Genomic DNA, 24,891 nt, shown 5'->3' with positions numbered 1-24,891 from the left:
CGCTCCTGACTCCCGTCGCTCACATCTCGAACGACTCGTGATGGATGCGGCGGGCGGGGACCCCCGCGCCGCGCAGTGCTTCGTACACCTGCTGCGCGAAGCCGGGCGGCCCGCACATGAAGACGTCGTGGCGGTCGATGTCGGGCAGCTTCCGGCGCAGCGACTCCGCCGAGATGTCCGGGCGCTCCCCTTCGGGACTGTTCACCGCGTACATCAGGCGGGCCCCGCGCTCCTTGGAGATGGTGGCGAGCTCGTCCCACAGGGCCAGGTCCTGGGTGCTGTTGGCCCGGTAGAGCAGCGTCAGGTCGCCGGAGGCGCCGGGCAGCGTCTCGAAGAGCGCCCGCATCGGAGTGATACCGACGCCACCCGCCACCAGGAGCACCTTGCCGCGGCTGCGCTTGCCCGCTGTCAGCGCCCCGTACGGGCCCTCCGCCCAGACCCGGGTGCCCGGCTCCAGGTCGCGCAGCGCGGCGCTGTGGTCGCCGATCGCCTTCACGGTGATGCGCAGCATGTTGGGGCGGGGCGCCGCCGACAGCGAGTACGGGTGGGAGCTGAGCCGCATCCCCGGCGCCAGGAAGCGCCAGCGGAAGAACTGCCCGGCCTCCGCGCCCATCCGGTGCAGCTTCTGCCCGCTGATCAGCACCGACACGATCCCGGGCGTCTCCTCGATCACCGCCTCGACCCGCATCCGGTGCTTGAGGTTGAGCCGGATCGGCGCGAGGATCCGGTACCAGATCACGAGCGCGGTCACCGTCCCGTACAGCCCGTACCAGACCGTCTTCGCGACGGGCTCGACGGCGAAGTCGTTGCCGGTGGACAGCTGGTGCCAGAACGTCAGGAACACGGCTGCGTATGTCAGCAGATGGACGTGGTACCAGGTGTCGTACGGGATGAGGCGGCGGATGCCGCCGACGGAGATGAACCCGATGAGCACCAGCAGACCCGTGCCGATCGCGGCCTTGCCCATGCCGGGCAGCTGGTTGACCGAGTCGATGGTCTGCTGCACGATCCCGCCGAGCCCCTTCCCGGACTGCAGGGCGTAGCCCCACATGGTCAGGAAGAGGTGGGCCAGGACCAGACAGATCGTGTACCGGCCGCTCATGGCGTGCCAGCGCGCGACCCGATCGGAGCCCACCCGGCGCTCCAGGGCGGGAACACGGGCCATCTGCAGCACCACGAGCGCCATCAGATAACCGGCGAGCAGTCCGGTGATCCGGCCCGCATTGAGGATTTTGCTGTTGTCGTCCGCGATGGACGGGGTGTTGTTCCACCACAGCCAGATGACCCCGGCCGCCCCCGCCCAGACGGCGAGCAGCAACGGGACGGCGGGCGAGCGGCGTGGGCGGATACGGCGCATGGTCTGGCGCCGCGCGGCGCGACCACCGGCGATCGTGGACACGGTTCCTCCGTGTTCGTCCGGGGGGACGGGGCAAGGGGAGTGGTCCCCTGGCCCAGAGATACGGTCCACGACTGCAGTGCGTTCAGAGGCCGGCCGAGTCCAGTGCCGACTGAAGGGACTGCCGGTAACCGTCGCTGGTGTACGTGGCTCCGGACACGGAGTCGATCTGGGCGCTCTGCGCGGCGAGCGCCTCACGCCTGAGCTGGGGGATCGCGTAGCTGTTGATCTCCTGGTCCTTCGGATTGTCCGAGGGGTAGGCGACCGCGGTGACGTCAGTGATCTTTCCGTTCTTCAGCGTGATGCGCACCTGGACGGGGCCCCAACGGGTCTGGACCGTGTCACCGGTGACGGTCTTGGTGCCCGTGCTGCTCTTGGGGGAGCCGGCAGTGCTTGTGGGAGAGGGGGACTGAGAGGACCGCGACGGGGACTGGCCGGCGGACGAGGACGCCTGGGCCACGGTCGGTGGTGTGTGCGGCTTCAGCGACAGCAGCAGGACGACGCCGGTGACGGTACTGGCGGCCGCCAGGACGACGCGGCGCAGCGGACGTTGCTTCTTCAGGGCGTGCAAGGCGGCCTCACAGCTCGAACGACTCGTGGTGGATACGGCGGTCGGGGACACCCGCCGCGCGCAGCGACTCGTACAGATCCCGCGCCATCGTGGGCGGGCCGCACAGATAGACGTCGTGCGCCGCGATGTCGGGCACGCTCGCCCGCAGGGTCTCGGCGGTGAATCGCGGGCGCGTTCCGTCGGCGCCGTTGACCGCGTACAGGACGCGCGCGCCGCGCCACTTCGCGATGGCCTCCAACTCGGCGCCCAGCGCGAGGTCTTCGGCCGTACGCGCCCGGTAGAGGAGGGTGACCTGGCCCGGCAGGGTCTCGAACAGGGCGCGCAACGGGGTGATGCCGACGCCGCCCGCGATCAGCAGCGCCTTCGAGGAGGTGCGCCGCTCGGCGGTCAGGGAGCCGTACGGGCCCTCCGCCCACACCCGAGTGCCGGGCCGCAGCAGCCCCACCGCGGCACTGTGGTCGCCGAGCGCTTTCACGGTGATCCGCATCCGGTCGGGCCGGGGCGGCGCCGACAGCGAGTACGGCGTGGAGGTCCACCGCATCCCGTCCGAGAGGAACCGCCAGCGGAAGAACTGCCCCGCCTGGGCGTTCAGTTCGTCCAGCCGCTCCCCGCGCACGACGATGGAGAAGACCCCCGGCGCCTCGCGGTACACCGACTCCACCCGCAGCCGATGGCGCCGATTGAGCCGCACCGGGACGAGCAGCCGGAACCATACGACGAGTGCGGCCGTGCCCAGGTAGAGCACGTACCAGGCGGCCTGGGCGAGGCTGTTGCCGACGAAGTCGGAGCCGAGTGCGAGCTGGTGGAAGAAGGCCAGGAAGACCGCTACGTACGTGAGCAGGTGCACGTAGTACCAGAACTCGTGGGGGATCCGGCGGCGGGCGGCGCGCGCCGAGGTGATGCCGACGGCGAAGAGGATGAGCGTGCCGATCGTCGCCTTGAGCATGTCCGGATAGTCGAACACCACGCTCAGGGTCTCGTGCACGATGCCCGACCCGTCCTGGGACGCGTACCCGAAGAGGATCAGCGTGACGTGCGCGACAAGCAGGCAGATCGTGTACCGGCCCGCCATGGAATGCCAGCGGGCCACCCGGTCGGAGCCCACGTTCCGCTCCAGGAGGGGGACCCGGGCCATCAGCGCCACCAGCACCGCACAGCCGTAGCCGCACAGCAGTCCGGCGATCCGCCCGGCGTCGGTCAGCCATCCGGCGAGGCCCACCACCGACCGCGTGTCGGTCCACCACAGGGCGACGACGGCCGCGGCTCCGGCCCAGAGAAGGGCCAGCAGCGGCCCGGCGGGCGAGGGGCGGGGTCGCCCGCGTCCTCGGGTGGGGCGCGGGACCGCAGCCCGCTCGTACACCGTGGTCATCTGTCCGTCCTTCCGGCTGTCCGAGAGGAAACAGTGCGTCCGGAACTTCTGAGGAACCTCTGAACAGGCGCGTTCAGCGCGGACTCACAGGAAACCGAGAGCCTCGGGGAGAGGTGACTCAGAGGAAACTCAGAGGCGCCGGGGGAGGGTGCGGCCTCCGGGAAGAGCGATGCTGGAAGACGACATGAACACTCCCCGATCCCGAGGCAACGGCCGGCCCGCGCTCACCCGCCCCGACGGCACCCCTGTCCGCGTCCTGGTCGTCGACGACGACCCGGATCTGGCCGAGGTCCTCTCCGGGGCCCTGCGCTACGAGGGCTGGGAGGTGCGCACGGCGGGCGACGGGGCCTCGGCCGTCGCCGGGGCCCGCGAGCTACTGCCCGACGCCGTCGTCCTCGACGTGATGCTTCCGGACACCGACGGCTTCCAGGTGCTGCGCGACCTGCACACGGTGAAGCCGGACGTCTGTGTCCTCTTCCTCACCGCGCGGGACGCCGTCGAGGACCGGATCGCGGGCATCACCGCGGGGGGCGACGACTACGTGACCAAGCCGTTCAGCCTGGAGGAGGTGGTCGCCCGGCTGCGCGGGCTGCTGCGCCGCGCGGGCATGGCCCGGCAACTGGACGAGGGGCCACGGCTGGTCGTCGGCGACCTGGTCATGGACGAGGAGGCCCGTGAGGTGACCCGGGGCGGCGAGCTGATCGAACTGTCGCCGACCGAGTTCGAGCTCCTGCGTTTCCTGATGCGCAACCCGCGCCGGGTCCTCAGCAAGGCGCAGATCCTCGACCGTGTCTGGTCGTACGACTTCGGCGGCAGGGCCCATGTCGTCGAGCTCTACATCTCGTATCTGCGCAAGAAGGTGGACGCGGGCCGCGAGCCCGTGATCCATACGGTGCGCGGCGCCGGATACGTGATCAAGCCGGTGGCGGCACGATGAGCCCGCGGGCGTGGCCCTGGGCGATGCGGCGGTGGTCGTGGGTGAGGGGACGGTGGTCGTGGCTGGGGGCGGGCGTGCGCCGGCTGCCGCGCCCGCGCACGATGCGGGCGCGGCTCACCGCCGGGCTCGTGGTGCTGCTCGCCATCAGCTGCGCCGCCGTCGGGGTGGCCGCCGTGTACGAACTGAACGGCTTCCTCACCGGCCGCCTCGACCAGCAGCTGCACGATGTGGGGGCGCGATTTCCCGCGAGCCTGGAGCACGGCGCCGTGAAGCCGTCGGACCACGACGGCGACGAACACGGCGACACACGCAACCAGAGCGCCGGGACGCTCGGCGCCCGGCTGGTGGGCCAGGACGTCACCAACGCGGCGGTCGTACCCTCCGGCGGCAGGGCGACCGCCGTGAACGTGCGGGTGACCGCCGCCGACAAGAAGGCCCTCGCCGGAGTCCCGCTCGACGGCGGGGGACACACCATCTGCCTGTCGACGGTGGGCGAGTACCGGGTGACGGCGGTGCCAGGTCTCGACGGCGACGTCCTGATCACCGGATTGCCGATGGAGCCGGTCACGGCCGCGGTCCACCGTCTGGAACTGGTGGCTTCCGCCGTCTTCGGCGCGGCCCTCGCCGTCGCCGGCGTCGCCGGCGCCCTCTGGGTGCGTTGGTCGCTGCGCCCGCTGAGCCGGGTCGCCGCGACCGCGACGCGGGTCAGCGAACTCCCGCTCGCCAGCGGCGAGGTGGCGCTACCGCCACGTGCGCCCGAGTCCGATCCGCGCAGCGAGGTGGGCAGGCTCGCCGGTGCCTTCAACCGCATGCTCGGCCATGTCGAGGACGCGCTGACCAAGCGGCACGCGAGCGAGGAACGGCTGCGCAGCTTCGCCGCCGACGCCAGCCATGAGCTGCGCACCCCGGTGGCCTCGGTCCGTGGCCATGCCGAGCTGGCGCTGTTGCACCCGGGCCCGGTGCCCGTCAAGGTGACCCGCGCACTGGAACGCATTGCCGCCGAGTCGGCCCGGATGGGCGAGATGGTCGACGACCTGCTGCTGCTTGCCCGCCTCGACGCCGGCCGCCCTCTGGAACGGCTCCCCGTCGACCTCACCCACCTCGTCCTCGATGCCGTCACCGACGCCCGGGCCGCGGGTCCCGACCACCGCTGGACGCTGGAGCTGGCGGAGGAGCCGGTGACGGTGACCGGCGACGCGCACCGACTCCAACAGGTGTTGGCCAACTTGTTGGCCAACGCACGTTTGCACACGCCCGTGGGCACCAAGGTGACGGTGTCGCTGGAGACCGACGACAAGACGGCCGTCCTCACGGTCCACGACGACGGCCCGGGCGTCCAGAAGGACGTCCAGCCCGGCGTCTTCGAACGCTTCACCCGAGCCGACCGTCGCCGCGCCGAGGGAGCGGGCGGTGGCGCGGGGCTCGGCCTGTCGATCGTGGCGGCAGTGGTGGCGGCGCACGGTGGAAGCGTGCGGCTGGAGAGCCGTCCGGGATCGACGACGTTCACGGTCCGCCTACGGATGGGCGGCGCCGAAGGCGCCTCGTAACGGGCGCGGGGAACTGCGCGACCAGCCGCACACGACCGGTGGCCACGACACGGCTCGCCCCCTACGGCGCAGTCGTACTCGGTGGCAGCGGGAGAGGCAGCCCCGGCAGACCGTCCAGGCTCGTGGCGATGTGGTCCTTCTTGGCGAAGTACGCGTCGAGCGAGGCGTCGTCCTCGCGCGCGAACCGCTTGGCGTGCAGATCGCGATCCTCGTCGTAGGACATGAAGGGCACCGCGTAACCACAGGTGTCACGGACGAGTTCGGCGGTCACCACAATGATCGCGCGCAGTCCGTGCGGTGTCGGGTCGATGTCCGGGAAGTGGGTGAGCAGCTCCTGGAAGCGCGGATCGTCCCGGAAGACGGGCTCACCGCGGCCGTGCACCCGGACGATGTTGGGCGGGCCCTGGAAGGCGCACCACATGAGGGTGATCCGGCCGTTCTCGCGCAGATGCGCGATCGTCTCGGCGTTGCTACCCGCGAAGTCCAGATAGGCCACGGTCAGCTCGTCGAGCACGGCGAACGAGCCGGTGAGTCCCTTGGGGGAGAGGTTGATGGTGCCGTCGCCGGACAAGGGCGCGGTCGCGGTGAAGAAGAGGGGCTGCGCCTCGATGAACGTACGCAGGCGGCCGTCAATGCGCTCATAGGTCTTTCCCATGTCTAACGATTATTGGAGAAAGTCTTTCGTCTGTCTAATGAATTGACGGTTCCGGTGGGTCCATGGCCGCCCCCGGCCGGCGCTCCGCGGGGCGGCCACAGTACCTGTCATGTCACTTGGTGAGCGTGCAGGCGGCGAGGGAGTTCAGGCCCTGCGGCTTGGCCGCGGTGCGGCCGATGGAGATGGCGATGCGGTCGATGGTGGAGACCCGCTTGTCCTTCAGGGGGCCGAGGATCGCGTTCTGGACGAAGTTGGGTCCGCCCTGTCCGACGGTGTTCGCCAGCCGCGTGTTGGCCTCGGAGATCTGGGTGTTCAGCAGCGTGAGATTGCGGTCGACCTCCGCCTTGGCGGAGGCGGGGATCGCGGGCAGCTTCGATGCGACGTCGGGGCAGGAGATGGTGCCCGCGGCGGTGGTGCTCCCCGCATTCCCGGTGTTGCCGCCCGTCTGGGCGGGCGCCGTCGGGCTCGTGGATGCGGCCGCGCTCGGCGTCGTGGCGGCGCCGCCGCCCACCGAGTTCAGCGTGCACGGCGCCAGGGCGTCCAGCCCCTGCGGCTTGGCCGCCGTGCGGCCGATGGCTGTCGCGATGCGATTGATGGTGGCGACCCGCTTGTCCTTGAGCGGGCCGAGGATCGCGTTCTGGACGAAGTTGGGTCCGCCCTGTCCGACCGTGTCGACCAGCCGCTTGTCGGCCTCGGAGATCTGGGTGTTCAGCAGCGCGAGATTGCGGTCCACCTCCGCCTTGGCGGAGGCGGGAACCGCGGGCAGGCTCGGCGCGACGGCCGGGCAGTTCACCGTTCCCGGGGACGCGGCCTTCGTCGTGGCGTTCTGGCCGCCGCTCTTGGACGTCTCCCCGGCCAAGGCGGAGCCGGCGATCACCGCTCCGGACAACACCACCGCGGCGGCGCCGCCGATCATCGCTACGCGACGTTTGTGGTACTTCGGAAGAGCCCTGGACATGCGGAAGCCTCACTTGGTCAGGAGTGGGTGCACGGAAGTGGGTGTACAAACGCGGCGCCTGCGTTCGGAGTGAAGTACGAGAAAGCGGTTTCGTGCGTTCAATCGCTCCCGGGATTTCCGGGTCGATGCCCCCTCGATTGACGATTCATGCAGAGTGCTGCATACTCATGCATGTCAGCGAATGAGTGTGAGGAGAACCCCGTGACCGAGCGCGTCGTACTCGCCTACTCGGGCGGTCTGGACACCTCCGTCGCCATCGGCTGGATCGCCGAGGAGACGGGCGCCGAGGTCATCGCCGTTGCCGTGGACGTCGGCCAGGGCGGCGAGGACCTGGACGTCATTCGCAAGCGCGCGCTCGCCTGCGGTGCCGTCGAGGCCGAAGTCGCGGACGCCAAGGACGAGTTCGCCGACGAGTACTGCCTTCCGGCGATCAAGGCCAACGCCCTCTACATGGACCGCTACCCGCTGGTCTCGGCCCTCTCCCGGCCGACGATCGTCAAGCATCTCGTCGCCGCCGCCCAGAAGCACGGCGCCACCACGGTCGCCCACGGCTGCACCGGCAAGGGCAACGACCAGGTCCGCTTCGAGGCCGGCATCGTCGCCCTCGCCCCCGACCTCAAGTGCATCGCCCCGGTCCGTGACTACGCGATGACCCGGGACAAGGCGATCGCCTTCTGCGAGGAGAAGCAGCTCCCGATCGCCACCACCAAGAAGTCCCCGTACTCCATCGACCAGAACGTCTTCGGGCGCGCCGTGGAGACGGGCTTCCTGGAGGACATCTGGAACGCGCCGATCGAGGACATCTACGAGTACACCTCCAACCCGGCCGAGCCCCGCGAGGCCGACGAGGTGATCATCTCCTTCAAGCAGGGCGTCCCGGTCGCCATCGACGGCAAGCCCGTCACCGTGCTCCAGGCCATCAAGGAGCTGAACGTGCGAGCCGGGCAGCAGGGCATCGGCCGGATCGACATGGTCGAGGACCGGCTCGTGGGCATCAAGTCCCGTGAGGTGTACGAGGCTCCGGGCGCGATCGCGCTGATCACGGCCCACCAGGAGCTGGAGAACGTCACCGTCGAGCGTGAACTCGCCCGCTACAAGCGGCAGGTCGAGCAGCGCTGGGGCGAACTGGTCTACGACGGCCAGTGGTTCTCCCCGCTCAAGCGCGCCCTGGACGGTTTCATCGACGAGGCCAACCAGCACGTCAACGGCGACATCCGGATGACCCTGCACGGCGGCCGCGCCGTCGTCACCGGCCGTCGCTCCGACACGTCGCTCTACGACTTCAACCTGGCGACGTACGACACGGGCGACTCGTTCGACCAGGCCGCGGCCAAGGGCTTCATCGACATCTACAGCCTGTCGTCGAAGATCGCCGCCCAGCGGGACCTCGCGTAAGCAGTAGCGTGATCACCGCCTCTTCGTCTGCATCCGACGAGGAGGCGGTCGCACGGCGATCTGGGGGTCCCCCAGACAACACAGCCACCACCTCCGAGGAGCACAGCAAGTGAGCAGCAACAGCGGTGACGTACGGCTCTGGGGCGGCCGCTTCGCCGACGGTCCCGCCGAGGCCCTGGCCAAGCTGTCCGCGTCGGTCCACTTCGACTGGCGCCTGGCGCCGTACGACATCGCCGGTTCGCGTGCCCACGCGCGCGTGCTGCACAAGGCGGGCCTGCTCACCGAGAATGAGCTGACGCGCATGCTCGCTGGCCTCGACCGGCTCGAAGCGGACGTGGCGTCCGGCGACTTCGTGGGCACCATCGCCGACGAGGACGTGCACACCGCCCTGGAGCGCGGCCTCCTCGAGCGCCTCGGCCCCGACCTCGGCGGCAAGCTGCGCGCGGGACGCTCGAGGAACGACCAGGTCGCGACCCTCTTCCGGATGTACCTGCGCGACCACGCCCGCATCATCGGCGGCCTGATCGCCGACCTCCAGGACGCCCTGATCGGCCTGGCCGAGGCGCACCCGGACGTCGCCATGCCCGGACGTACACACCTCCAGCACGCCCAGCCGGTGCTCTTCGCCCACCACGTCCTCGCGCACGTCCAGTCCCTGTCCCGGGACGCCGAACGCCTGCGCCAGTGGGACGAGCGGACGGCCGTGTCGCCGTACGGCTCGGGCGCCCTTGCCGGTTCCTCTCTCGGCCTCGACCCGGAAGCCGTCGCCAAGGACCTCGGCTTCGAGCACGGCAGCTCCGCCAACTCCATCGACGGCACGGCCTCGCGGGACTTCGTCGCCGAGTTCGCCTTCATCACCGCGATGATCGGCGTCAACCTCTCCCGGATCGCCGAAGAGGTCATCATCTGGAACACGAAGGAGTTCTCCTTCGTCACCCTCCACGACGCGTTCTCGACGGGCTCGTCGATCATGCCTCAGAAGAAGAACCCGGACATCGCCGAGCTGGCGCGCGGCAAGTCGGGCCGCCTGATCGGCAACCTCACCGGCCTGATGGCGACGCTCAAGGCGCTGCCCCTCGCGTACAACCGCGACCTCCAGGAGGACAAGGAGCCGGTCTTCGACTCCTGCGACCAGCTGGAGGTCCTGCTCCCCGCCTTCACGGGCATGATGGCCACGCTCACCGTCAACCGCGAGCGCATGGAGGAGCTGGCCCCGGCCGGCTTCTCGCTCGCCACCGACATCGCCGAGTGGCTGGTCAAGCAGGGCGTACCGTTCCGCGTCGCGCACGAGGTCGCGGGCGAGTGCGTGAAGGTCGCCGAGGCCGAGGGCAAGGAGCTCGACGGTCTGACCGACGAGCAGTTCGCGAAGATCTCCGCGCATCTGACGCCCGAGGTGCGGTCGGTTCTCAACGTCCCCGGCGCCCTGGCCTCCCGCAACGGCCGGGGTGGTACGGCGCCGAGCGCGGTCGCCGTCCAGCTCGCCGAGGTCAAGGCGGACGTGGTGGCCCAGCACGCATGGGCCACGGCCAAGCAGGCCTAGTGCCGCGTCAGCCAAGGTTTGCCCGTTGAGGACGGGCGTCCGGTGCGTGCTCTGGGGGTCCCCCCGGCCGAAGGCTGGGGGAGTGCCGGCCGGAAGTCCTCGTACTGGATGTACTTGGGCTTTCGCTGGATGTACTTGGGCTTTCGGCCGGTGCGGCGAGTGGGGGCACCTCCCACGCCCTTAAGGCAGTGGGGGAGCGTGCCGGGCGTCGCGACGGGGCGAACCTTGGCTGACGCGGCACCAGAACACATGGGAGCGGGGCCGCCCCGCAGTCGGCTGAAGGGTCCGGACATCACGTCCGGGCCCTTCGTGCTGCCCGGACCACGGGTGTGAGTAGTTGCGGTACAGGAAATCCCGGTGAGAACGATCATGGTCGGCTAGCGCACCGGATGCGGCTGCTGCTGGGGTTCACGGAAAGCCGCCGGTTGCTCGTCGCCGCTGGCTACGGTCCGGCTCGTGCCGGTGGAGTTTCTGACTGATGAGCAGGCCGAGGCGTACGGGACGTTCACCGCGGTGCCCACGCGTCCGGAGCTGGAGCGGTTCTTCTTCCTCGACGATGACGACTGCGATCTGATCGCGCGGCGTCGTACGGATGCGAACCGTCTGGGTATGGCGGTGCAGATCTGCACGGTCCGATACATCGGCCGGTTCCTGGGCGAGGATCCGCTCGCGGTGCCGTGGGAGGTTGTGGAGTACCTCTCCGGGCAGCTCGGCATCGAGGACTCCTCGTGCGTGAAGCGGTACCCCGAGCGCAGGTCGACGGTGTACGAGCACGCGGATGAGATCCAGGAGCGGTTCAAGTACCGGGACTTTACCGGCCGGAAGTGGGGCCGGGAGTTCCGGAGCTTCCTGTACGGGCGGGCGTGGACGCACGCCGAGGGGCCGGTGGCGCTGTTCAACCACGCGGTGACGTGGCTGCGCAAGAACCGGGTGCTGCTGCCCGGGGTCTCGATGCTGGCCCGGCAGGTGTCGGAGACCCGTACGGCGGCCGAGCGGCGCCTGTACGACGCGGTGACCCGTGGCGCGCACCGGGCCGATCCCACGCTCGCGCCGGCGCTGGCCGGGCTGCTCGACATGCCGGAGGGCAAGCGGGTCTCGGAGCTGGAGCGGCTGCGTACGCCACCGACGAAGACGACGGGGACCGCGATGGTGCGGGCCATGGAGCGAGTGGAGGAGATCTCCACGTTCTCGCTGGGCCGGGTGAACCTCTCCAGGGTGCCGGTGAACCGGCTCTCGGCGCTGGCCCGCTACGGGCAGTTGAGCAAGGCGCAGACGATCGAGCGGGCGCCGGAACCGCGGCGCACCGCGCTGCTGACGGCGGTGGTGCGCCAGCTGGAGGCCAGGCGGTCGACGACGCGCTCGACCTGTTCACGGTGCTGATGGCGAACCGGCTGATCAGCCCTGCCCGCAGGGCGGAGGACGTCGCCCGCCTCTCCCCGCTCAAGGACCGGCACATCAACTTCCTGGGCCGCTACCTGTTCAACATCAAGGCCAGCAGCCCCGGCCGGGACCTGCGCCCGCTGCGCGACCCGGATGCGCCCGAGCTGGACGAGGACGACGAGGCCCTGGACTGACCTGGGCTTTCCCAGGCTGCGCGTGTTTCTCTCGTCTCAGCAGGCCATTGGCGTTGGCGATCGTCGATATGTCTCCTCGGCGCCGGCCAGGGCGACGGGGCCGCCGCCCTTCCGGCGAGCCGGTCATCGGCTCGACCGGCCCTGACTCGGCACGCTGGCCGTGGCCGCGGTGGGGTTGATCTCGGGCGGGCGTTGGCGGGCGAGAGCGGTGGCGGTCAGGGCGGTGACCGCCATCGCGGCGATGCCGACCAGCGCTGCGGTGGTGTAGGCGTGGTCGTTCGGGAAGAGATGACCGGTGTCGGTGCCGGTGGCCAGGACCAGGCCGCCTATCGCGCTGCCCAGGGAGAACCCGACGCTGCGGACGACGTAGTTGAAGCTCATCGCGCTCGACGTCTCGCTCTTGGGCGTGACGGCCAGGATGACGCCGGGCATGGCGGCTGAGAAGCTGCCGACGCCGAAGCCCAGCACACCCATCGCGACGAGCAGTTCGGCCAGGTTCGACCGGGCCGCGGCGAAGAGGACGAACCCGCCGCCGACGATGACGGCGCTGCCGGCCAGGAGCACGGGTGCGTCGATCAGCGTCCGAACCCGGGGCGTGAGTTTGCCGGCGACGAACCCCAGCACCGAGAACGGGACGAGGACCAGCCCGGCGACGAAGGTGGTCAGCCCGAAGCCGTAGCCGGCGCTGTGCGGCGTCTGCGCGTACCGCGTGATGAGCGTGAGCAGGAGGTACATGCCGCTCCCGCCGACGAACATGGCGATGTTCGCTCCGGCGACCGCCGGGTGCCGTACCGCCCGGACATCGACCAGGGGCGCCTTGCTGCGCAGCTCGGAGGCGGTCCAGACGCACAGCAGGAGCACGGCGACGACGGCGAGGATCACCGCCACGGCGAGGTGACGGCTCCACAGGCTCCGCTGGCCGGCCAGGAACAGGACGAGGAACAGTCCACCCGCGAGGACGAGCGCGCCCGCCACGGTCACGTGAGCGGAGCGGCCTTCGGGAGCCGCGGGTATGGAACGCCATGCGGTCAGGAAGGCGACAGCGGTGACGAACAGACCGAAGCTGTAGGCGGCCCGTACGCCGCCGATCTCGGCGAGCAGTGCGGTGAGCGGGTAGCCGACGCCGGCGCCGATGATCGAGACCACCGAGATCAGGGCGATCGTCGCCGTGCTGCGCTCCTCGGGAAGATGGTCCCGGGCCACGCCCATCATCAGCGCCGTCAGACCGAGCCCGACGCCTTGGGCCGCCCTGCCGATGAGCAGCCCCGCGAACGGCAGCGGCAGCACGGTCAGCGCACTGCCGACGACGACGATCGCCAGCGTGGCGAGGATCGTGGCCCGTCGGTGCGGGCCGGCTCCGAGCCGGCCGAGGACGGGCGTGGCGATGGCGCCGCTCAGCAGTGCGACGGTCAGCGTCCACTGCGCGCTGTCGAGCGAGACGTGGAACGTGGTCGCCACACTGGTGATCAGCGGCGTCCCGAGGCTGGCGACCGCCGCCACGACCAGGGCGATGAACATCAGGGCGGGGACCAGCAGCCGCGCCTCGGAGCGCTCCGGGGTGCGCTCCGTCACCGCTTCGGCCCTTCGCGGTCCTGGCTTTCGAGCTCTGCCAGGTGCGCCAGCGCCGGAAGCGCCGCCACCAGGGCCTCGACCTCGTCGTCGGCGAGTTCGTCGATCAGCCGCGCGAACGCATCGACGCCCGCCTGGTGCCGCGTCTGAACGTACGACGTGCCGGCCTCGGTCAGACACACCAGCGTGACCCGCTTGTCGGAGGGATCGCCCTTCCGCTCGACCAGTCCGGACTCCTCCATCACCCGGACCAGCACGGTCATCGCGGGCTGGGTGACACCCTCGATCACGGCCAGATCGGTGATGCGTCGTGGGCCGGTCCTGTGCAGGGTGGCCAGGGTGGCGGCGGACGTGATGCTCATATCGCGCGGAAGGCGTCTCACAGCCCTGGTGGCCAGCCCGTAGAGGGCCGACCCGATCGCAGTGGATGCGCCACGAGTGGCGTCTTGACGGCTCATGGGTGAAGCATACAATATTTATATGAATGCTTTATGTACCTCTCACCCCGAACGCCGTGCCCCAGCCCCGCACCCGGCGCACCAGACGGCGGCCGCCGTCGGCACCATGACGGACGTCGTTCGCCGCGCCCTGGCCGAAGACCGCGCCGAGGACGACATCACCACCCGCTGGGCGGTGCCGGACGGCACCCGCGCCCATGCGCGCGTCGTCGCCCGCCAAGACGGCGTGATCGCCGGCACGGCGGTCCCAGCCGAGGTATATCGGCAGCTCGGCAGCGACGTCGTCGTCACCGAGCACGTTCAGGACGGCGACCGCGTCCACACCGGGCAGGACCTGCTCACGCTGGCAGGACCCGCACGAGAGATCATCACCGGCGAGCGGACAGCTTTGAACTTCCTGCAACGCATGTCCGGCATCGCCACCGCCGCCGCGGCCTTCGCGGAGGCGGTGACCGGGCTTCCGGCACGGATCCTGGACACCCGCAAAACAGCGCCCGGGCTTCGAGCGCTCGACAAGGCCGCGGTCGCCGCCGGCGGAGTGAGCAACCACCGGCTCGACCTCGCGGCGATGGTCCTGCTCAAGGAGAGCCACATCGCCGCGGCGGGCGGCGTGAGCGCCGCGATCGCGGCAGTGCACGCGTGTAACACGCGGGGCGTCGCCGTCGAGGTGGAGGTCGAGTCGACAGCCCAGGCCGTCGAGGCGCTCCGCGCGGGAGTCGAGTGGATCATGCTGGACAACATGCCCATCGAAGACATGCGGCACATCGTGACACTGCGCGGGTCGGAAGGGCACCGACTCGAGGCGTCTGGATCCAGCACGCTGGACACGGTCAGGGCCGTCGCGGAGACCGGAGTCGACGCGATATCCGTCGGTGCCATCACCCACAGCGCGCCGGCGTTCGACCTCAGTCTGCTGCTGACGCCGACGGCACCAGCGGGCGGCGGGCACCCGGCGAGGTCCGCATGAGGCTGTATCTCCTTCTGCGTGGACGGGCCGGAATGCCCGCCATGGCCGACCCCGTCGACCGGGAGGCCTTCGTTTCCGTCTCCGGCACGTTCCCCCGTCGCCGAAGGCGCCCGGGGCGTGAGGAAGACTTCGCCGGGACGCGAACCGGCAGCCGCGGGTGGCGGACCCGAACCAGGCCGGATCAGCACGTCCTCAGAAATGCCCGGTGATCCGTCACCGGGATCGATCGATCTGGGTGTCAATTCGAAGTCGGACATCTCCGGCCGAACACAGGAGGTTTCCATGGCTAAGGGCTACTGGGTCAGTGTCTACCGCGCCATTTCCGACCCTGAGAAGCTAGCCGCCTACGACAAGCTGGCCGGTCCGGCCGTCCGAGCTGGGGGCGGGCGCCTCCTGTCCCGTGGCGGCCGAGTCGTCGCCCACGAGGCCGGAATCACGCAACGCGTCGTTCTGATCGAGTTCGACAGCTTTGAACAGGCCGTCGCGGCATATGAGAGCGAGGCATACCAGAAGGCGCTGGTGGTCCTCTCCGACGGGGTCGAGCGCGACTTCCGCATCATCGAAGGCATCGACTGACCGACGGACTCAGCCATCACTGAGCATCCGTCACCTGATACGCCCACGGTGCTGAACGACGACTCACGAGACGAGGTCCGGGCCGACTGGACTGTCTCGCTGACCTCGTCGACGAAATTCACGCTCGCCCGAAGCGAACCGCGAACCGCTTCTCACACGACAGGTCGGTCCAGCGAACACACGGCTTCGATGACCAGGGGCGCATCCTGCATCCATCTGCCGTGTGCCCCGTCGGGGCTACTCAGGGTGCTGATATACAGATTGAAGAACCGCAGGTCAAGACCTCTTTCGGGGGGTTTCGACCGGCGGTTTTTCTGTTGTTGGAGTAGCTCAGGGACGCGCCTGACTGCGCCAGGCTGGCGTAGAGAGCGTTCGCCATCTTGATGCCGTGATGCTGGAGCGGATCGTCGCTCGCCGAGTCGAGCTGGAGGAGCAGGAAGAGCGGCGGGTCAAGCAGTTGGCCGAGGTGCGGGTCGAGTGGGACGAGCTGGTGGTGGCCGAGCGTGTCGTGCAGCGGATCAGCGAGCAGGGCTTCGGGGAGTACCTGTCGCTCGCGCCAGCGCCGGTCCAGGCGCAGGTGGGCGGCCAGTCGGTGCTGCTGATCCCGGTCCGCGCCGGCGACATCGGACCCGAGGTGCTGCCGGCGGACTACCAGCGCATCCTGGCGATCGTGCGCGAGGCGGCCGGGCCGGTGAAGGTCAAGGAGGTCGGCGCGGCGCTGGGCACCGGGATTTCCTGTACCGCAACTACTCACACCCGGACCACCCCGGACCGCTGGATAACAGATGAGATTCGGCCACTGGCCGAAACCTTGACTTGTGGCTACTCGGAGGTAACGATTCCGGTTACTGGTCGGCATTGTCGAACGCCGGTCCTGTCACAGCCGAGCATGAAAGGGACGTCATGCGCGCAAGACGTACAAGACGCATAGCCCGCCTCCTCTCTGTCAGCGCCGTCGCGGCGCTGTGCGCCTTCGGCCTCACGGCCCCGGCCGGTGCCGCCGACACTCCGCCACCCGGCGCCAACGACTGGTCCTGCAAGCCGGACTCCGCCCACCCGCAGCCGGTGGTCCTGGTGAACGGCACCTTCAAGACCTCGTACGAGAACTGGCTGACCCTCTCGCCTGCGCTCGCGGACGCCGGCTACTGCGTCTTCTCCTTCGAGTACGGCGATCTGGAGACCGCCCCGATCCCGGACTCGGCGGCCGAGCTCCGCGACTTCGTGAACGCCGTGCTTGGCGCGACCGGCGCCAAGAAGGTGGACATCGTCGGCCACAGTCAGGGCGGCATGATGCCCCGCTACTACGTGAAGTTCCTCGGCGGAGCCACCAAGGTCGACGACCTCGTCGGCATCGTGCCCTCCAACCACGGCACCACCAACCCGCTCGCCCTCGCGGCCGGCGCCACCGTCTGTCCCTCCTGTGTCGACCAGACCGCCGGCTCGGACTTCCTGCAGAAGCTCAACTCCGACCCGGAGACCCCGGTCGGTCCCGACTACACGGCGATCGCCACCAAGTACGACGAGGTCGTGGTGCCGTACACCAGTGCCTTCCTCGACGGCCCGGACTCCCGTGTGACCAACGTGCTGCTCCAGGACCGCTGTCCGCTCGACATCACCGACCACGACCAGGCCCCCAAGTCCCCGCTGGTCGAGCAGTGGGTGCTCAACGCCCTCAAGCGGAACGGCCCGGCCGACCCCGCCTTTGTGCCACGCTGCGTCAGCGCGGGCTGAACCGCACGGAGCTGGGTAGATTGGTGCGGCATCCGCCCTCCGCCGATCGTGCAGGGAGCCCCCATGCCGTTCAGTCGCCTGGCCCACGCGACCACGCCCACCGCGCACATCGGACTCGGCCTGGCCGCCGTCGGCCGCCCGGGCTACATCAACCTCGGCCGGGAGGACGACCTCCCGGCCGAGCGGAGCGTCGAAGCCCTGCGAGAGCGCACCCACGAACTCCTCGAAGCCGCCTACGCCCAGGGCGTGCGCTACTTCGACGTCGCCCGCTCCTACGGCCGCTCCGAGGAGTTCCTCGCCGACTGGCTGAACCACCGGCCGGACATCGACGACGTCGTGATCGGGAGCAAGTGGGGCTACACCTACACAGCGGACTGGCACATCGACGCCGAGGCGCACGAGGTCAAGGACCACAGCCTCGCCACGTACGAGCGGCAGCGCGCCGAGACGGCGGAGCTGCTCGGCGACCGGCTCGACCTCTACCAGATCCACTCGGTGACCCCGGACAGCCCGGCCCTCACCGACAAGGAACTCCACGCCAGGCTCGCCGAAGCGGCCGCTGGGGGTCTGTCGATCGGCTTCTCCACCAGCGGGCCCGCCCAGGCCGAGGCCATCCGCGCCGCGCTCGCGGTCACGGTGGACGGCGCACCGCTCTTCCGTACGGTCCAGGCCACGTACAACGTGCTGGAGACCTCGGCGGCGCCCGCGCTCGCCGAGGCCCACGACGCCGGACTGACGGTGATCGTCAAGGAGGGCGTGGCCAACGGCCGGCTCGTGGAGCCGTATGCGCCGGACGTTCTCAAGGCCGTCACCGCGGAGACTTCCCTGGGTTGTGACGCGGTGGCCCTGGCGCTGATCCTGCGGCAGCCCTGGGCCGGCGTGGTGCTCTCCGGGGCGGTCACCGCCAACCAGCTCGCCTCGAACCTGCACGCAGCGGTCGTCGACCTCGACGACGACCAGCTGTCCCGGCTCGCCGCGCTCGTGGAGGACCCGCGGGCGTACTGGGAGCGACGCGGGCAGCTGCCCTGGCACTGAGCGCGACCCGCCCGACACCCGGTCGATGAGACTCGCATGTATTCAATGAGACAAACATGTCTCATGTGGTCTACCATTGTCTCATGGCCGTCGACCGTGATCACGTGCTGCGCAGCGCAGCCGCCCTGCTCACCCGCAAATCCACCGCCACCATGGACGAGGTCGCCAAGGCGGCCGGGATCAGCCGGGCCACGCTGCACCGCCAGTTCGCGGGCCGCGACGCCCTCGTGCGGGCGCTGGAGTCGCTCGGCATCCAGGAGTGCGAGGCGGCGCTGGACGCCGCCCGCCTCGACGAGGGCACCGCTCAGGAGGCCGTGCGCCGCCTGGTGAAGGAGCTCGAAACGGCGGCCGGGCTGCTCGCCTTCCTCTACACCGAGAACCAGCTGTTCGAGGGTGAGGAGCAGAACGAGGGCTGGGCCCGGCTGGACGCGCGGATGGCCGCCCTGTTCCGGCGCGGCCAGGAGAACGGCGAGTTCCGCATCGACCTCACTCCGGCCTGGCTCACCGAGGCGCTCTACGGACTGATGGCCTCGGGGGCGTGGGCCGTGACCGAGGGCCGGGTCGCCGCCAAGGACTTCCACCACATGATCGTCGAGCTGCTGCTCGGCGGCGCACTACGGAGAGAGGAATCATGACCAGCACCCTGCAGCCGGTATCGACGGTGGCGGTGGAGAAGCGCCCGGGCCGCTGGGCCGCGCTCGCGGTGCTGATCCTCGCCGTGCTCCTCGTGGCCGTCGACGCGACCGTCCTCGGCCTCGCGACCCCGTACATCAGTGAGGACCTGAAGCCCTCGGGCACACAGCTCCTGTGGATCGGTGACGTCTACTCGTTCGTCATCGCCGGCCTGCTCGTCTCCATGGGCAGCCTCGGCGACCGCATCGGCCGCAAGAGGCTGCTGCTCCTCGGTGCCACGGCGTTCGGCCTGATATCGGTGCTCAACGCCTATGCCACGACACCGGAGTTGATGATCCTGGCGCGGGCGCTGCTCGGCGTCGCGGGTGCGACGCTGATGCCCGCCACACTCGCCCTGATCCGCAACCTCTTCCACGACCCGCGCGAGCGCAGCCTCGCCATCGGCATCTGGGGCGCAACCGCCTCCGCCGGTACGGCAGTCGGGCCGGTCGTCGGCGGTTTCCTGCTCGAACACTTCTGGTGGGGTTCCGTCTTTCTCATCAACCTTCCGGTGATGATCGTCCTCGTCCTCGTCGGCAGCAAGCTGCTGCCCGAGTCGAAGAACCCGAACCCCGGGCCCTGGGACCTGTACAGCGTCGCCCTCTCGCTCGTCGGCGTGATCGGTGTCGTGTACGGGGTGAAGGAGGCCGCCGCGCACGGTGTCAGCTGGCAGCCGATGGCCACCGGCCTGCTCGGTGCCGCCGCCCTGTACTGGTTCGTGCGCCGCCAACTCACGCTGCCTGCACCACTGTTGGACGTACGGCTGTTCCGCAACCGGGGGTTTTCCGGAGCCGTTCTCGCCGACCTGCTCACCGTCCTCGGGATGTCCGGGCTCGTCTTCTTCCTCTCCCAGTACCTGCAACTCGTCCAGGGCAGGGGGCCGTTCGAGGCCGGACTCGCCGAAGTCCCCGCTGCCGTCGGCGCGGTGGCGACGGGTCTGGTCGCGGGCACGTTCGCGCGGCGGTTCTCGGTGCGCGCCGTGGTCTCCGGCGGTCTGGCCGCAGTGGGTCTGGCGCTCGGTTCGCTCACGCTGCTGAGCCAGAGCACCGGCTATCCGCTGCTCGGCGCCGCCCTGCTGGTCGTCGGCGTGGGCGCCGGTCTCTCGTTCACGGTCACCGCCGACGTGATCCTCTCCAGCGTGCCCAAGGAGCAGGCGGGCGCCGCGTCCGCGGTCTCCGAGACGGCGTACGAACTCGGCGCTGCCCTCGGCATCGCCCTGCTCGGTTCCGTCGTGACCGGCGTCTACGCCGGCTTCACCGGCCCCGCGGGCACACCGGCCGTGGCCCACGAGTCACTGGGCGGTGCGGTGGAGGCGGCCCAGGGCCTCCCCGCCCACACCTCCGAGGCCCTGCTGAACGCGGCTCGCGAGTCCTTCGTCGACGGCCTCACGCTGGCGGCGGGCGGCGGCGCGGTGGTGTTGCTCGCCACGGCGGCTGCGGCGTGGTTCCTGCTGAAGGGACAGCGCCTGGAAAGCGCCGGGTAAGAAGCGCCCCATAAGGGGCGCGGGAAGCTGCGCGACCAGTCCACTGCGGACCCGCAGTCGCCCAACGACGGCAGACCCGCAACGGCGCCGTGGCGGTCCGCGGTGTCCGCTACGCGGCCTTCGCCTTCGTGGCGTACATGTCCACGTACTCCTGCCCCGACAGCCGCATGACCTCGGTCATGACGGAGTCGGTCACGGCACGCAGTACATACCGGTCACGGTCCATGCCCTCGTACCGCGAGAACTCCATCGCCTCACCGAAGCGCACCGTGACACGGCCCGGCCGCGGCATGCCCGCCCCGCCTGGCTGCAGCTTGTCCGTGCCGATCATCGCGAACGGCACGACCGGGGCGCCGGTCATCAGGGTCAGCCGGGCGATGCCGGTGCGGCCGCGGTACAGACGGCCGTCGGGGGAGCGGGTGCCCTCGGGGTAGATCCCGAAGACCTTGCCCTCCTCCAGGACGCGGCGGCCGGTCATCAGTGCCGCGACACCGCCGTTCGCGCCGTCCCGGTCCACCGGGATCATGCCGACGCCGGTGAAGAACCAGGCCATCAGACGGCCCTTGAAGCCCTTGCCGGTGACGTACTCGTCCTTGCCGATGAAGAACACCTGCCGGTCGCAGACCAGCGGAAGGATCATCGAGTCGATGAACGTGAGGTGGTTGCCGGCCAGGATGACCGGACCGTCGCCCGGAATGTGCTCCACGCCCTCCACCCGTGGGCGGAACATCAGGCGCATGATCGGTCCGAGCACTGCCTTGATGAGCGCGAAGCGGGACAACGGGCCCTCCGGTGTCAAGGGATCGGTATGAAGTCTGTGCAGGTGAGGACGATACTCGCGCCCCCCGGGGTATTGCACATCGGGCACATCGGGTTCACCGAGGTCTTACGCACTGTTGACGCAGCTTTACCTGCGGTGTCGCTCCGTCGGCCGCGCGTAACGTGACCGCCACGATGTGACGGACATCGCCCGTCAGGCCCAGTGGGCGCGTCCCCGACATCGCCCGGCGGCCCAATGGCCGCGTACCCGATCCGATCCGGGCCAAGCCGACGGATCGTCAGCTATCTGTCCTCGTACGACATCCAGCGTCACCCCTGAGTTTTCGACGGCGTCTCCCGCCCGTCACGGGCGCGCCCCTACGATCGGCCCGCACTGGCGAAGACAGGACGACGGAGGCGCTCATGGGAACGCAGGAGTCGGACGAGCGGACGCGTGGGACCGGACGGCGGGCGCTGCTCGGCGCGGCGGTGCTCGGCGCGGGCGTGGCGGCACTGGGGACGGCGGGCACGGCGAGAGCCGGGGACGCGCAGCACGGAGGCGGCGGTTTGAAGAGCCTGCCCGTGCCGACGATCATCGGCCACCGCGGGGCCAGCGGCTACCGGCCGGAGCACACCTTCGGCTCGTACCAGCTGGCCCTCGACCTGGGCGCGGACATAGTCGAGGCGGGTGACCTGGTGCCCACCAAGGACGGCCACCTCGTGTGCCGTCACGAGCCGGAGATCGGCGGGACCACTGACGTCGCGGCGCACCCCGAGTTCACCGACCGCAAGACCACCAAGACCCTCGACGGCGTCGCCACGACGGGCTGGTTCACCGAGGACTTCACGCTCGCCGAGCTGAAGACCCTGCGTGCCGTCGAGCGCATCCCGGCCAACCGCCCGCACAACACCCTCTACAACGGTCGCTGGGAGATCCCCACCTTCGAAGAGGTGCTCCGCTGGCAGGACGAGCAGACCCGCAAGCGCGGCAAGCAGGTCTGGATCTACCCCGAGACCAAGCACCCCACCTACTTCCGCAAGCTGGGCCTCGGCCTGGAGGAGCGGGTGGCCAAGCTGCTGCACAAATACGGCAAGGACAAGCGGAACTCGCCCGTCGTCCTCCAGTCGTTCGAGCCGACCAGCATCCAGCGGCTGAACGAGCTCGTCGACAACCCCCTGGTCGTCCTGCTCTCCACCGCGACCAGCCGCCCCTGGGACTTCGTCGAGGCGGGCGACCCGCGCACGGTCGCCGACCTGATCACCCCGAAGGGCCTCAGGGAGATCGCCGGCTACGCGCAGGGCATCGGTCCCACCCTCGACCTGATCATCCCGAAGGACGCGAGCGGCAACCTCACCACGCCGACCTCACTCGTGGCCGACGCGCACAAGCGGGGCCTGATCCTGCACCCGTACACGATGCGCAACGAGAACCCCTTCCTGCCGGCGAACTTCCGCAAGGGCACGGACCCGACCGCCTACGGCGACGCCTTCGGCGCGTTCCAGACCTACTTCGAGACCGGCATCGACGGCGTCTTCTCCGACAACGCGGACACCGCGCTGCTCGCTCGCGCGGACTTCCTCAACGGATGACCCGCGTCAACGCATGACCCCACCAACCCCGATTGGGGTGACAGTCGGCCGCCCCGGCAACCTCGCGCCGGGGCGGCCGCGTCGTGCCGCATATGACACACGACATGGTGGCGACGTTGCGCCCCCTCCTCGTCGCCGAGGCCTCGGCGGAGGCGCATGCGTCCGGCGCCGAGCAGAGCGACCTGGAACAGGCCGTCTGGCTGCGCCTCCTGGAGCGACTCGACAGCGACGGCCCACCCGTCGATCCGCACGGCTGGCTGCGCCGCGCCGTGCGCTCCGAAGCCCGCCGCAGCCGCCGTACGGCGCGCATTGAGCAGCCGTACGCCGCCGAACCCGCCGACGAAGGCGGTCTCGGCCCGGAACAGGCGGCGATGACCGCCGACCGCCGGCGGGCGCTGCACGCCGCTGTACGACGGCTGCCCGGCCGCTGCCCGAGCCTGATGGCGGCACTGCTGTCCCCGCAGGACCTCACCTACCGGGAGATCGCAGGGGAGTTGGGTATCTCACAGGGCAGTCTTGGTCCGGAACGCTCCAGATGTCTGGGATGTCTGCGGCGATTGCTCACGGTGGAGGTTGCGGCCCGCTGACGGCGGGGATAGGAGTGAGGGACATCCGGTTGAACAGGTGAGCGGGAGGCATGCACACATGGGCATGAGCGTGACCATCTCGGCGGCGACCGAGCAGGACGCAGAGCAGATCCTCAAGCTGCAGTACCTCTGCTACCAGAGCGAGGCGGAGCTGTACGGCGACTACGGCATCGAGCCGCTCACTCAGCCGCTCGACTCCCTCAGGGGGGAACTGGCGGCCGGCACCGTCCTGGTGGCCCGACTCGGAGAAGAGGTGGTGGCCTCGGTCCGCGGCGCCGTGGACGCCGATGGCACGGCCCGCATCAACAAGCTCATCGTCCACCCGCGCATGCAGCGCCACGGTCTCGGCGGACGCCTGCTCGCCGCGATCGAGGCCCGGCTCGGCGAAGACGGCGCGGCCAAGTCCTTCCAGCTCTTCACGGGCCACCGCAGTGACCGCAATCTCCGCCTCTACCGCAAGCACGGCTACGCCCCGGTCTCCCAGGAGCGCGTCGACGAGCGGCTCACCCTGGTGACCCTGGCGAAGGGCGTCGAGGCGAGCGCGTTCGTGGCCAGCGCGTAGCCGCTGCCGGATGCGCGGTTACCGAACCGCGGTTGCCGAACCGGCGGTACGCGCCTTGCGCAGCCAGTACATCGCCGACAGCGGCAGCAGCACCGGGATGAACAGATAGCCCATCCCGTAGTCCGACCACACCGTGGCGTCGGGGAAGGCGGACGGCTCCACCAGCGTCCAGGTCCCGATGGTCAGCACGCCCGCGAGCTCGGCGGCGCAGCACACCAGCGCCGCCTTGCGGGCCGTCTCACCACCGCGCACCAGCGAGTACGTGATGAAGCCGTAGACGACGCCCGCGACCGCGGACAGCGAGTAGGCGAGCGGGGCCTTGTCGAACTCGGTCGAGATCTGCACCGCCGAGCGTGAGACGGCGCCGACGACCATCACGCCGTACAGCCAGAGCAGCAGCATGCCCGGGCCGGAGATGAGCCGCGTCCGCTTGTTCTTCGACGACTTCTCGTCCGTCGGCTTTCCCGCTGCCGGATCTTCTGCCACCGGCTTCTCTGCCGTGGGCTTCTTCTCCTGAGGAACGGTCCCGTTCTCCTCCGTGGCCGTCATCTCAGCCTCCCCAGATGTCATAGAGCCGCACCTCAAGGACGGCGAGGACGATGCCGCCGGCCGCCACCGTGACCGAACCCCAACGGGTGCGCTCCGCCAGCGACATGAAACCCGCGGCCGGAATGCACGCGAAGGCGCCGAGCAGATACGCCACGAAGATCGTCGTGCCCTGCTCCGGCTTCTCGCCGCGCGCCAGTTGGACGATACCGATCACCAGCTGGACCACGGCGAGCAGCGACACTACGGCCATGCCGATGAAGTGCCAGTCCTTGGTGGGCTGATCACGGTAGGCGGCCCAGCCGCACCAGGCGGCGAGCGCGAGCGCGGCGACGGCGGTCGCCACCGTCAGGGCATCAAGCATGCCGCGACCCTATTACGGGCCAAAAGACCCGATGCCCGCACCCCCGGGGT

Annotated in this window: 24 protein-coding genes and 1 pseudogene; 15 read left to right on the top strand and 10 right to left on the bottom strand. The window is 69.8% G+C overall.

The window, feature by feature from the left end; translation table 11 throughout:
- Positions 1–19: 19 nt before the first annotated feature.
- The 3 genes from ACIBK0_RS07040 to ACIBK0_RS07030 all read right to left on the bottom strand — a co-directional run bounded on the left by ACIBK0_RS07040 (position 20) and on the right by ACIBK0_RS07030 (position 3,336).
- Positions 20–1,357, bottom strand: a complete 1,338-nt coding sequence (locus ACIBK0_RS07040; RefSeq protein ID WP_399076746.1) for a ferric reductase-like transmembrane domain-containing protein — start codon at positions 1,355–1,357, stop codon at positions 20–22.
- Between the two features lie 124 nt (positions 1,358–1,481).
- Positions 1,482–1,967, bottom strand: coding sequence for an FMN-binding protein (locus ACIBK0_RS07035; protein WP_399076471.1), 486 nt, complete (start codon positions 1,965–1,967; stop codon positions 1,482–1,484).
- Positions 1,968–1,974: 7 nt separating this feature from the next.
- Positions 1,975–3,336, bottom strand: a complete 1,362-nt coding sequence (locus tag ACIBK0_RS07030) for a ferric reductase-like transmembrane domain-containing protein (protein ID WP_399076469.1) — start codon at positions 3,334–3,336, stop codon at positions 1,975–1,977.
- Positions 3,337–3,520: 184 nt separating this feature from the next.
- Between ACIBK0_RS07030 and ACIBK0_RS07025 the strand changes: the two genes are divergently transcribed.
- Positions 3,521–4,273, top strand: a complete 753-nt coding sequence (locus ACIBK0_RS07025; protein ID WP_399076467.1) for a response regulator transcription factor — start codon at positions 3,521–3,523, stop codon at positions 4,271–4,273.
- 23 nt (positions 4,274–4,296) lie between these two features.
- Positions 4,297–5,820: a sensor histidine kinase gene (locus ACIBK0_RS07020; RefSeq protein ID WP_399076744.1), complete on the top strand. Its 1,524-nt coding sequence runs from the start codon at positions 4,297–4,299 to the stop codon at positions 5,818–5,820.
- A 61-nt stretch (positions 5,821–5,881) separates the two neighbouring features.
- Here ACIBK0_RS07020 and ACIBK0_RS07015 read toward each other — a convergent pair whose 3' ends face one another.
- On the bottom strand, positions 5,882–6,475 hold the full coding sequence (locus ACIBK0_RS07015; RefSeq protein ID WP_399076465.1) for a pyridoxamine 5'-phosphate oxidase family protein: 594 nt from the start codon (positions 6,473–6,475) through the stop codon (positions 5,882–5,884).
- Positions 6,476–6,587: 112 nt separating this feature from the next.
- A complete protein-coding gene (locus ACIBK0_RS07010; RefSeq protein WP_399076464.1) occupies positions 6,588–7,433 on the bottom strand; it encodes a hypothetical protein in 846 nt (281 codons plus the stop codon).
- 201 nt (positions 7,434–7,634) lie between these two features.
- On the opposite strand from ACIBK0_RS07010, the gene ACIBK0_RS07005 reads away from it, so the two are divergent.
- The 3 genes and pseudogenes from ACIBK0_RS07005 to ACIBK0_RS06995 all read left to right on the top strand — a co-directional run.
- Positions 7,635–8,828 (top strand): argininosuccinate synthase, encoded by a 1,194-nt coding sequence (locus ACIBK0_RS07005; protein WP_399076462.1) that lies wholly within the window; start codon positions 7,635–7,637, stop codon positions 8,826–8,828.
- Between the two features lie 109 nt (positions 8,829–8,937).
- Complete coding sequence (argH, locus tag ACIBK0_RS07000) at positions 8,938–10,368, top strand: argininosuccinate lyase (protein WP_399076459.1); 1,431 nt, start codon at positions 8,938–8,940, stop codon at positions 10,366–10,368.
- A gap of 456 nt (positions 10,369–10,824) precedes the next feature.
- A pseudogene (locus ACIBK0_RS06995) lies at positions 10,825–11,810 on the top strand (DUF4158 domain-containing protein); the annotation flags it as partial.
- A gap of 255 nt (positions 11,811–12,065) precedes the next feature.
- Here ACIBK0_RS06995 and ACIBK0_RS06990 read toward each other — a convergent pair.
- Together ACIBK0_RS06990 and ACIBK0_RS06985 are read right to left on the bottom strand one after the other, a co-directional pair.
- Positions 12,066–13,460: an MFS transporter gene (locus tag ACIBK0_RS06990; RefSeq protein WP_399076742.1), complete on the bottom strand. Its 1,395-nt coding sequence runs from the start codon at positions 13,458–13,460 to the stop codon at positions 12,066–12,068.
- Positions 13,461–13,510: 50 nt separating this feature from the next.
- Positions 13,511–13,969, bottom strand: a complete 459-nt coding sequence (locus ACIBK0_RS06985; RefSeq protein WP_399076457.1) for a MarR family winged helix-turn-helix transcriptional regulator — start codon at positions 13,967–13,969, stop codon at positions 13,511–13,513.
- Positions 13,970–13,991: 22 nt separating this feature from the next.
- On the opposite strand from ACIBK0_RS06985, the gene nadC reads away from it, so the two are divergent.
- The 7 genes from nadC to ACIBK0_RS06950 all read left to right on the top strand — a co-directional run bounded on the left by nadC (position 13,992) and on the right by ACIBK0_RS06950 (position 20,433).
- Positions 13,992–14,936 carry a carboxylating nicotinate-nucleotide diphosphorylase gene (gene nadC / locus ACIBK0_RS06980; protein WP_399076455.1) on the top strand — a complete coding sequence of 315 codons (945 nt, stop codon included), beginning with the start codon at positions 13,992–13,994 and terminating at the stop codon, positions 14,934–14,936.
- 282 nt (positions 14,937–15,218) lie between these two features.
- Positions 15,219–15,512 (top strand): DUF1330 domain-containing protein, encoded by a 294-nt coding sequence (locus ACIBK0_RS06975; protein ID WP_399076453.1) that lies wholly within the window; start codon positions 15,219–15,221, stop codon positions 15,510–15,512.
- A 388-nt stretch (positions 15,513–15,900) separates the two neighbouring features.
- Positions 15,901–16,443, top strand: a complete 543-nt coding sequence (locus ACIBK0_RS06970) for a hypothetical protein (RefSeq protein WP_399076451.1) — start codon at positions 15,901–15,903, stop codon at positions 16,441–16,443.
- Positions 16,416–17,243, top strand: coding sequence for an alpha/beta fold hydrolase (locus ACIBK0_RS06965; RefSeq protein ID WP_399076449.1), 828 nt, complete (start codon positions 16,416–16,418; stop codon positions 17,241–17,243). Before ACIBK0_RS06970 ends, ACIBK0_RS06965 begins: the two co-directional genes overlap by 28 nt.
- 63 nt (positions 17,244–17,306) lie before the next feature.
- Entirely contained in the window at positions 17,307–18,278 is a 972-nt protein-coding gene (locus tag ACIBK0_RS06960; protein ID WP_399076447.1) for an aldo/keto reductase, read from the top strand.
- An 83-nt stretch (positions 18,279–18,361) separates the two neighbouring features.
- Positions 18,362–18,913 (top strand): TetR/AcrR family transcriptional regulator, encoded by a 552-nt coding sequence (locus tag ACIBK0_RS06955; protein WP_399076445.1) that lies wholly within the window; start codon positions 18,362–18,364, stop codon positions 18,911–18,913.
- Positions 18,910–20,433 (top strand): MFS transporter, encoded by a 1,524-nt coding sequence (locus ACIBK0_RS06950; RefSeq protein ID WP_399076443.1) that lies wholly within the window; start codon positions 18,910–18,912, stop codon positions 20,431–20,433. Before ACIBK0_RS06955 ends, ACIBK0_RS06950 begins: the two co-directional genes overlap by 4 nt.
- 109 nt (positions 20,434–20,542) lie before the next feature.
- Here ACIBK0_RS06950 and ACIBK0_RS06945 read toward each other — a convergent pair whose 3' ends face one another.
- Positions 20,543–21,232, bottom strand: coding sequence for a lysophospholipid acyltransferase family protein (locus ACIBK0_RS06945; RefSeq protein WP_369245295.1), 690 nt, complete (start codon positions 21,230–21,232; stop codon positions 20,543–20,545).
- Between the two features lie 383 nt (positions 21,233–21,615).
- Between ACIBK0_RS06945 and ACIBK0_RS06940 the strand changes: the two genes are divergently transcribed.
- The 3 genes from ACIBK0_RS06940 to ACIBK0_RS06930 all read left to right on the top strand — a co-directional run bounded on the left by ACIBK0_RS06940 (position 21,616) and on the right by ACIBK0_RS06930 (position 23,931).
- Positions 21,616–22,782 (top strand): glycerophosphodiester phosphodiesterase, encoded by a 1,167-nt coding sequence (locus ACIBK0_RS06940; RefSeq protein ID WP_399076441.1) that lies wholly within the window; start codon positions 21,616–21,618, stop codon positions 22,780–22,782.
- A gap of 92 nt (positions 22,783–22,874) precedes the next feature.
- On the top strand, positions 22,875–23,369 hold the full coding sequence (locus ACIBK0_RS06935; RefSeq protein ID WP_399076439.1) for an RNA polymerase sigma factor: 495 nt from the start codon (positions 22,875–22,877) through the stop codon (positions 23,367–23,369).
- Positions 23,370–23,427: 58 nt separating this feature from the next.
- Positions 23,428–23,931 (top strand): GNAT family N-acetyltransferase, encoded by a 504-nt coding sequence (locus ACIBK0_RS06930; protein WP_399076437.1) that lies wholly within the window; start codon positions 23,428–23,430, stop codon positions 23,929–23,931.
- An 18-nt stretch (positions 23,932–23,949) separates the two neighbouring features.
- Here the strand turns inward: ACIBK0_RS06930 and ACIBK0_RS06925 are convergent, their stop codons facing one another.
- Together ACIBK0_RS06925 and ACIBK0_RS06920 are read right to left on the bottom strand one after the other, a co-directional pair.
- Entirely contained in the window at positions 23,950–24,333 is a 384-nt protein-coding gene (locus ACIBK0_RS06925) for a hypothetical protein (protein ID WP_399076740.1), read from the bottom strand.
- A 148-nt stretch (positions 24,334–24,481) separates the two neighbouring features.
- A complete protein-coding gene (locus tag ACIBK0_RS06920) occupies positions 24,482–24,841 on the bottom strand; it encodes a hypothetical protein (protein ID WP_189187955.1) in 360 nt (119 codons plus the stop codon).
- Positions 24,842–24,891 lie beyond the last annotated feature (50 nt).

It is taken from the genome of Streptomyces sp. NPDC050564 (assembly GCF_044457265.1).
Taxonomy (GTDB): Bacteria; Actinomycetota; Actinomycetes; order Streptomycetales; family Streptomycetaceae; genus Streptomyces.
This window is presented reverse-complemented; position numbering and strand designations above follow the sequence as displayed.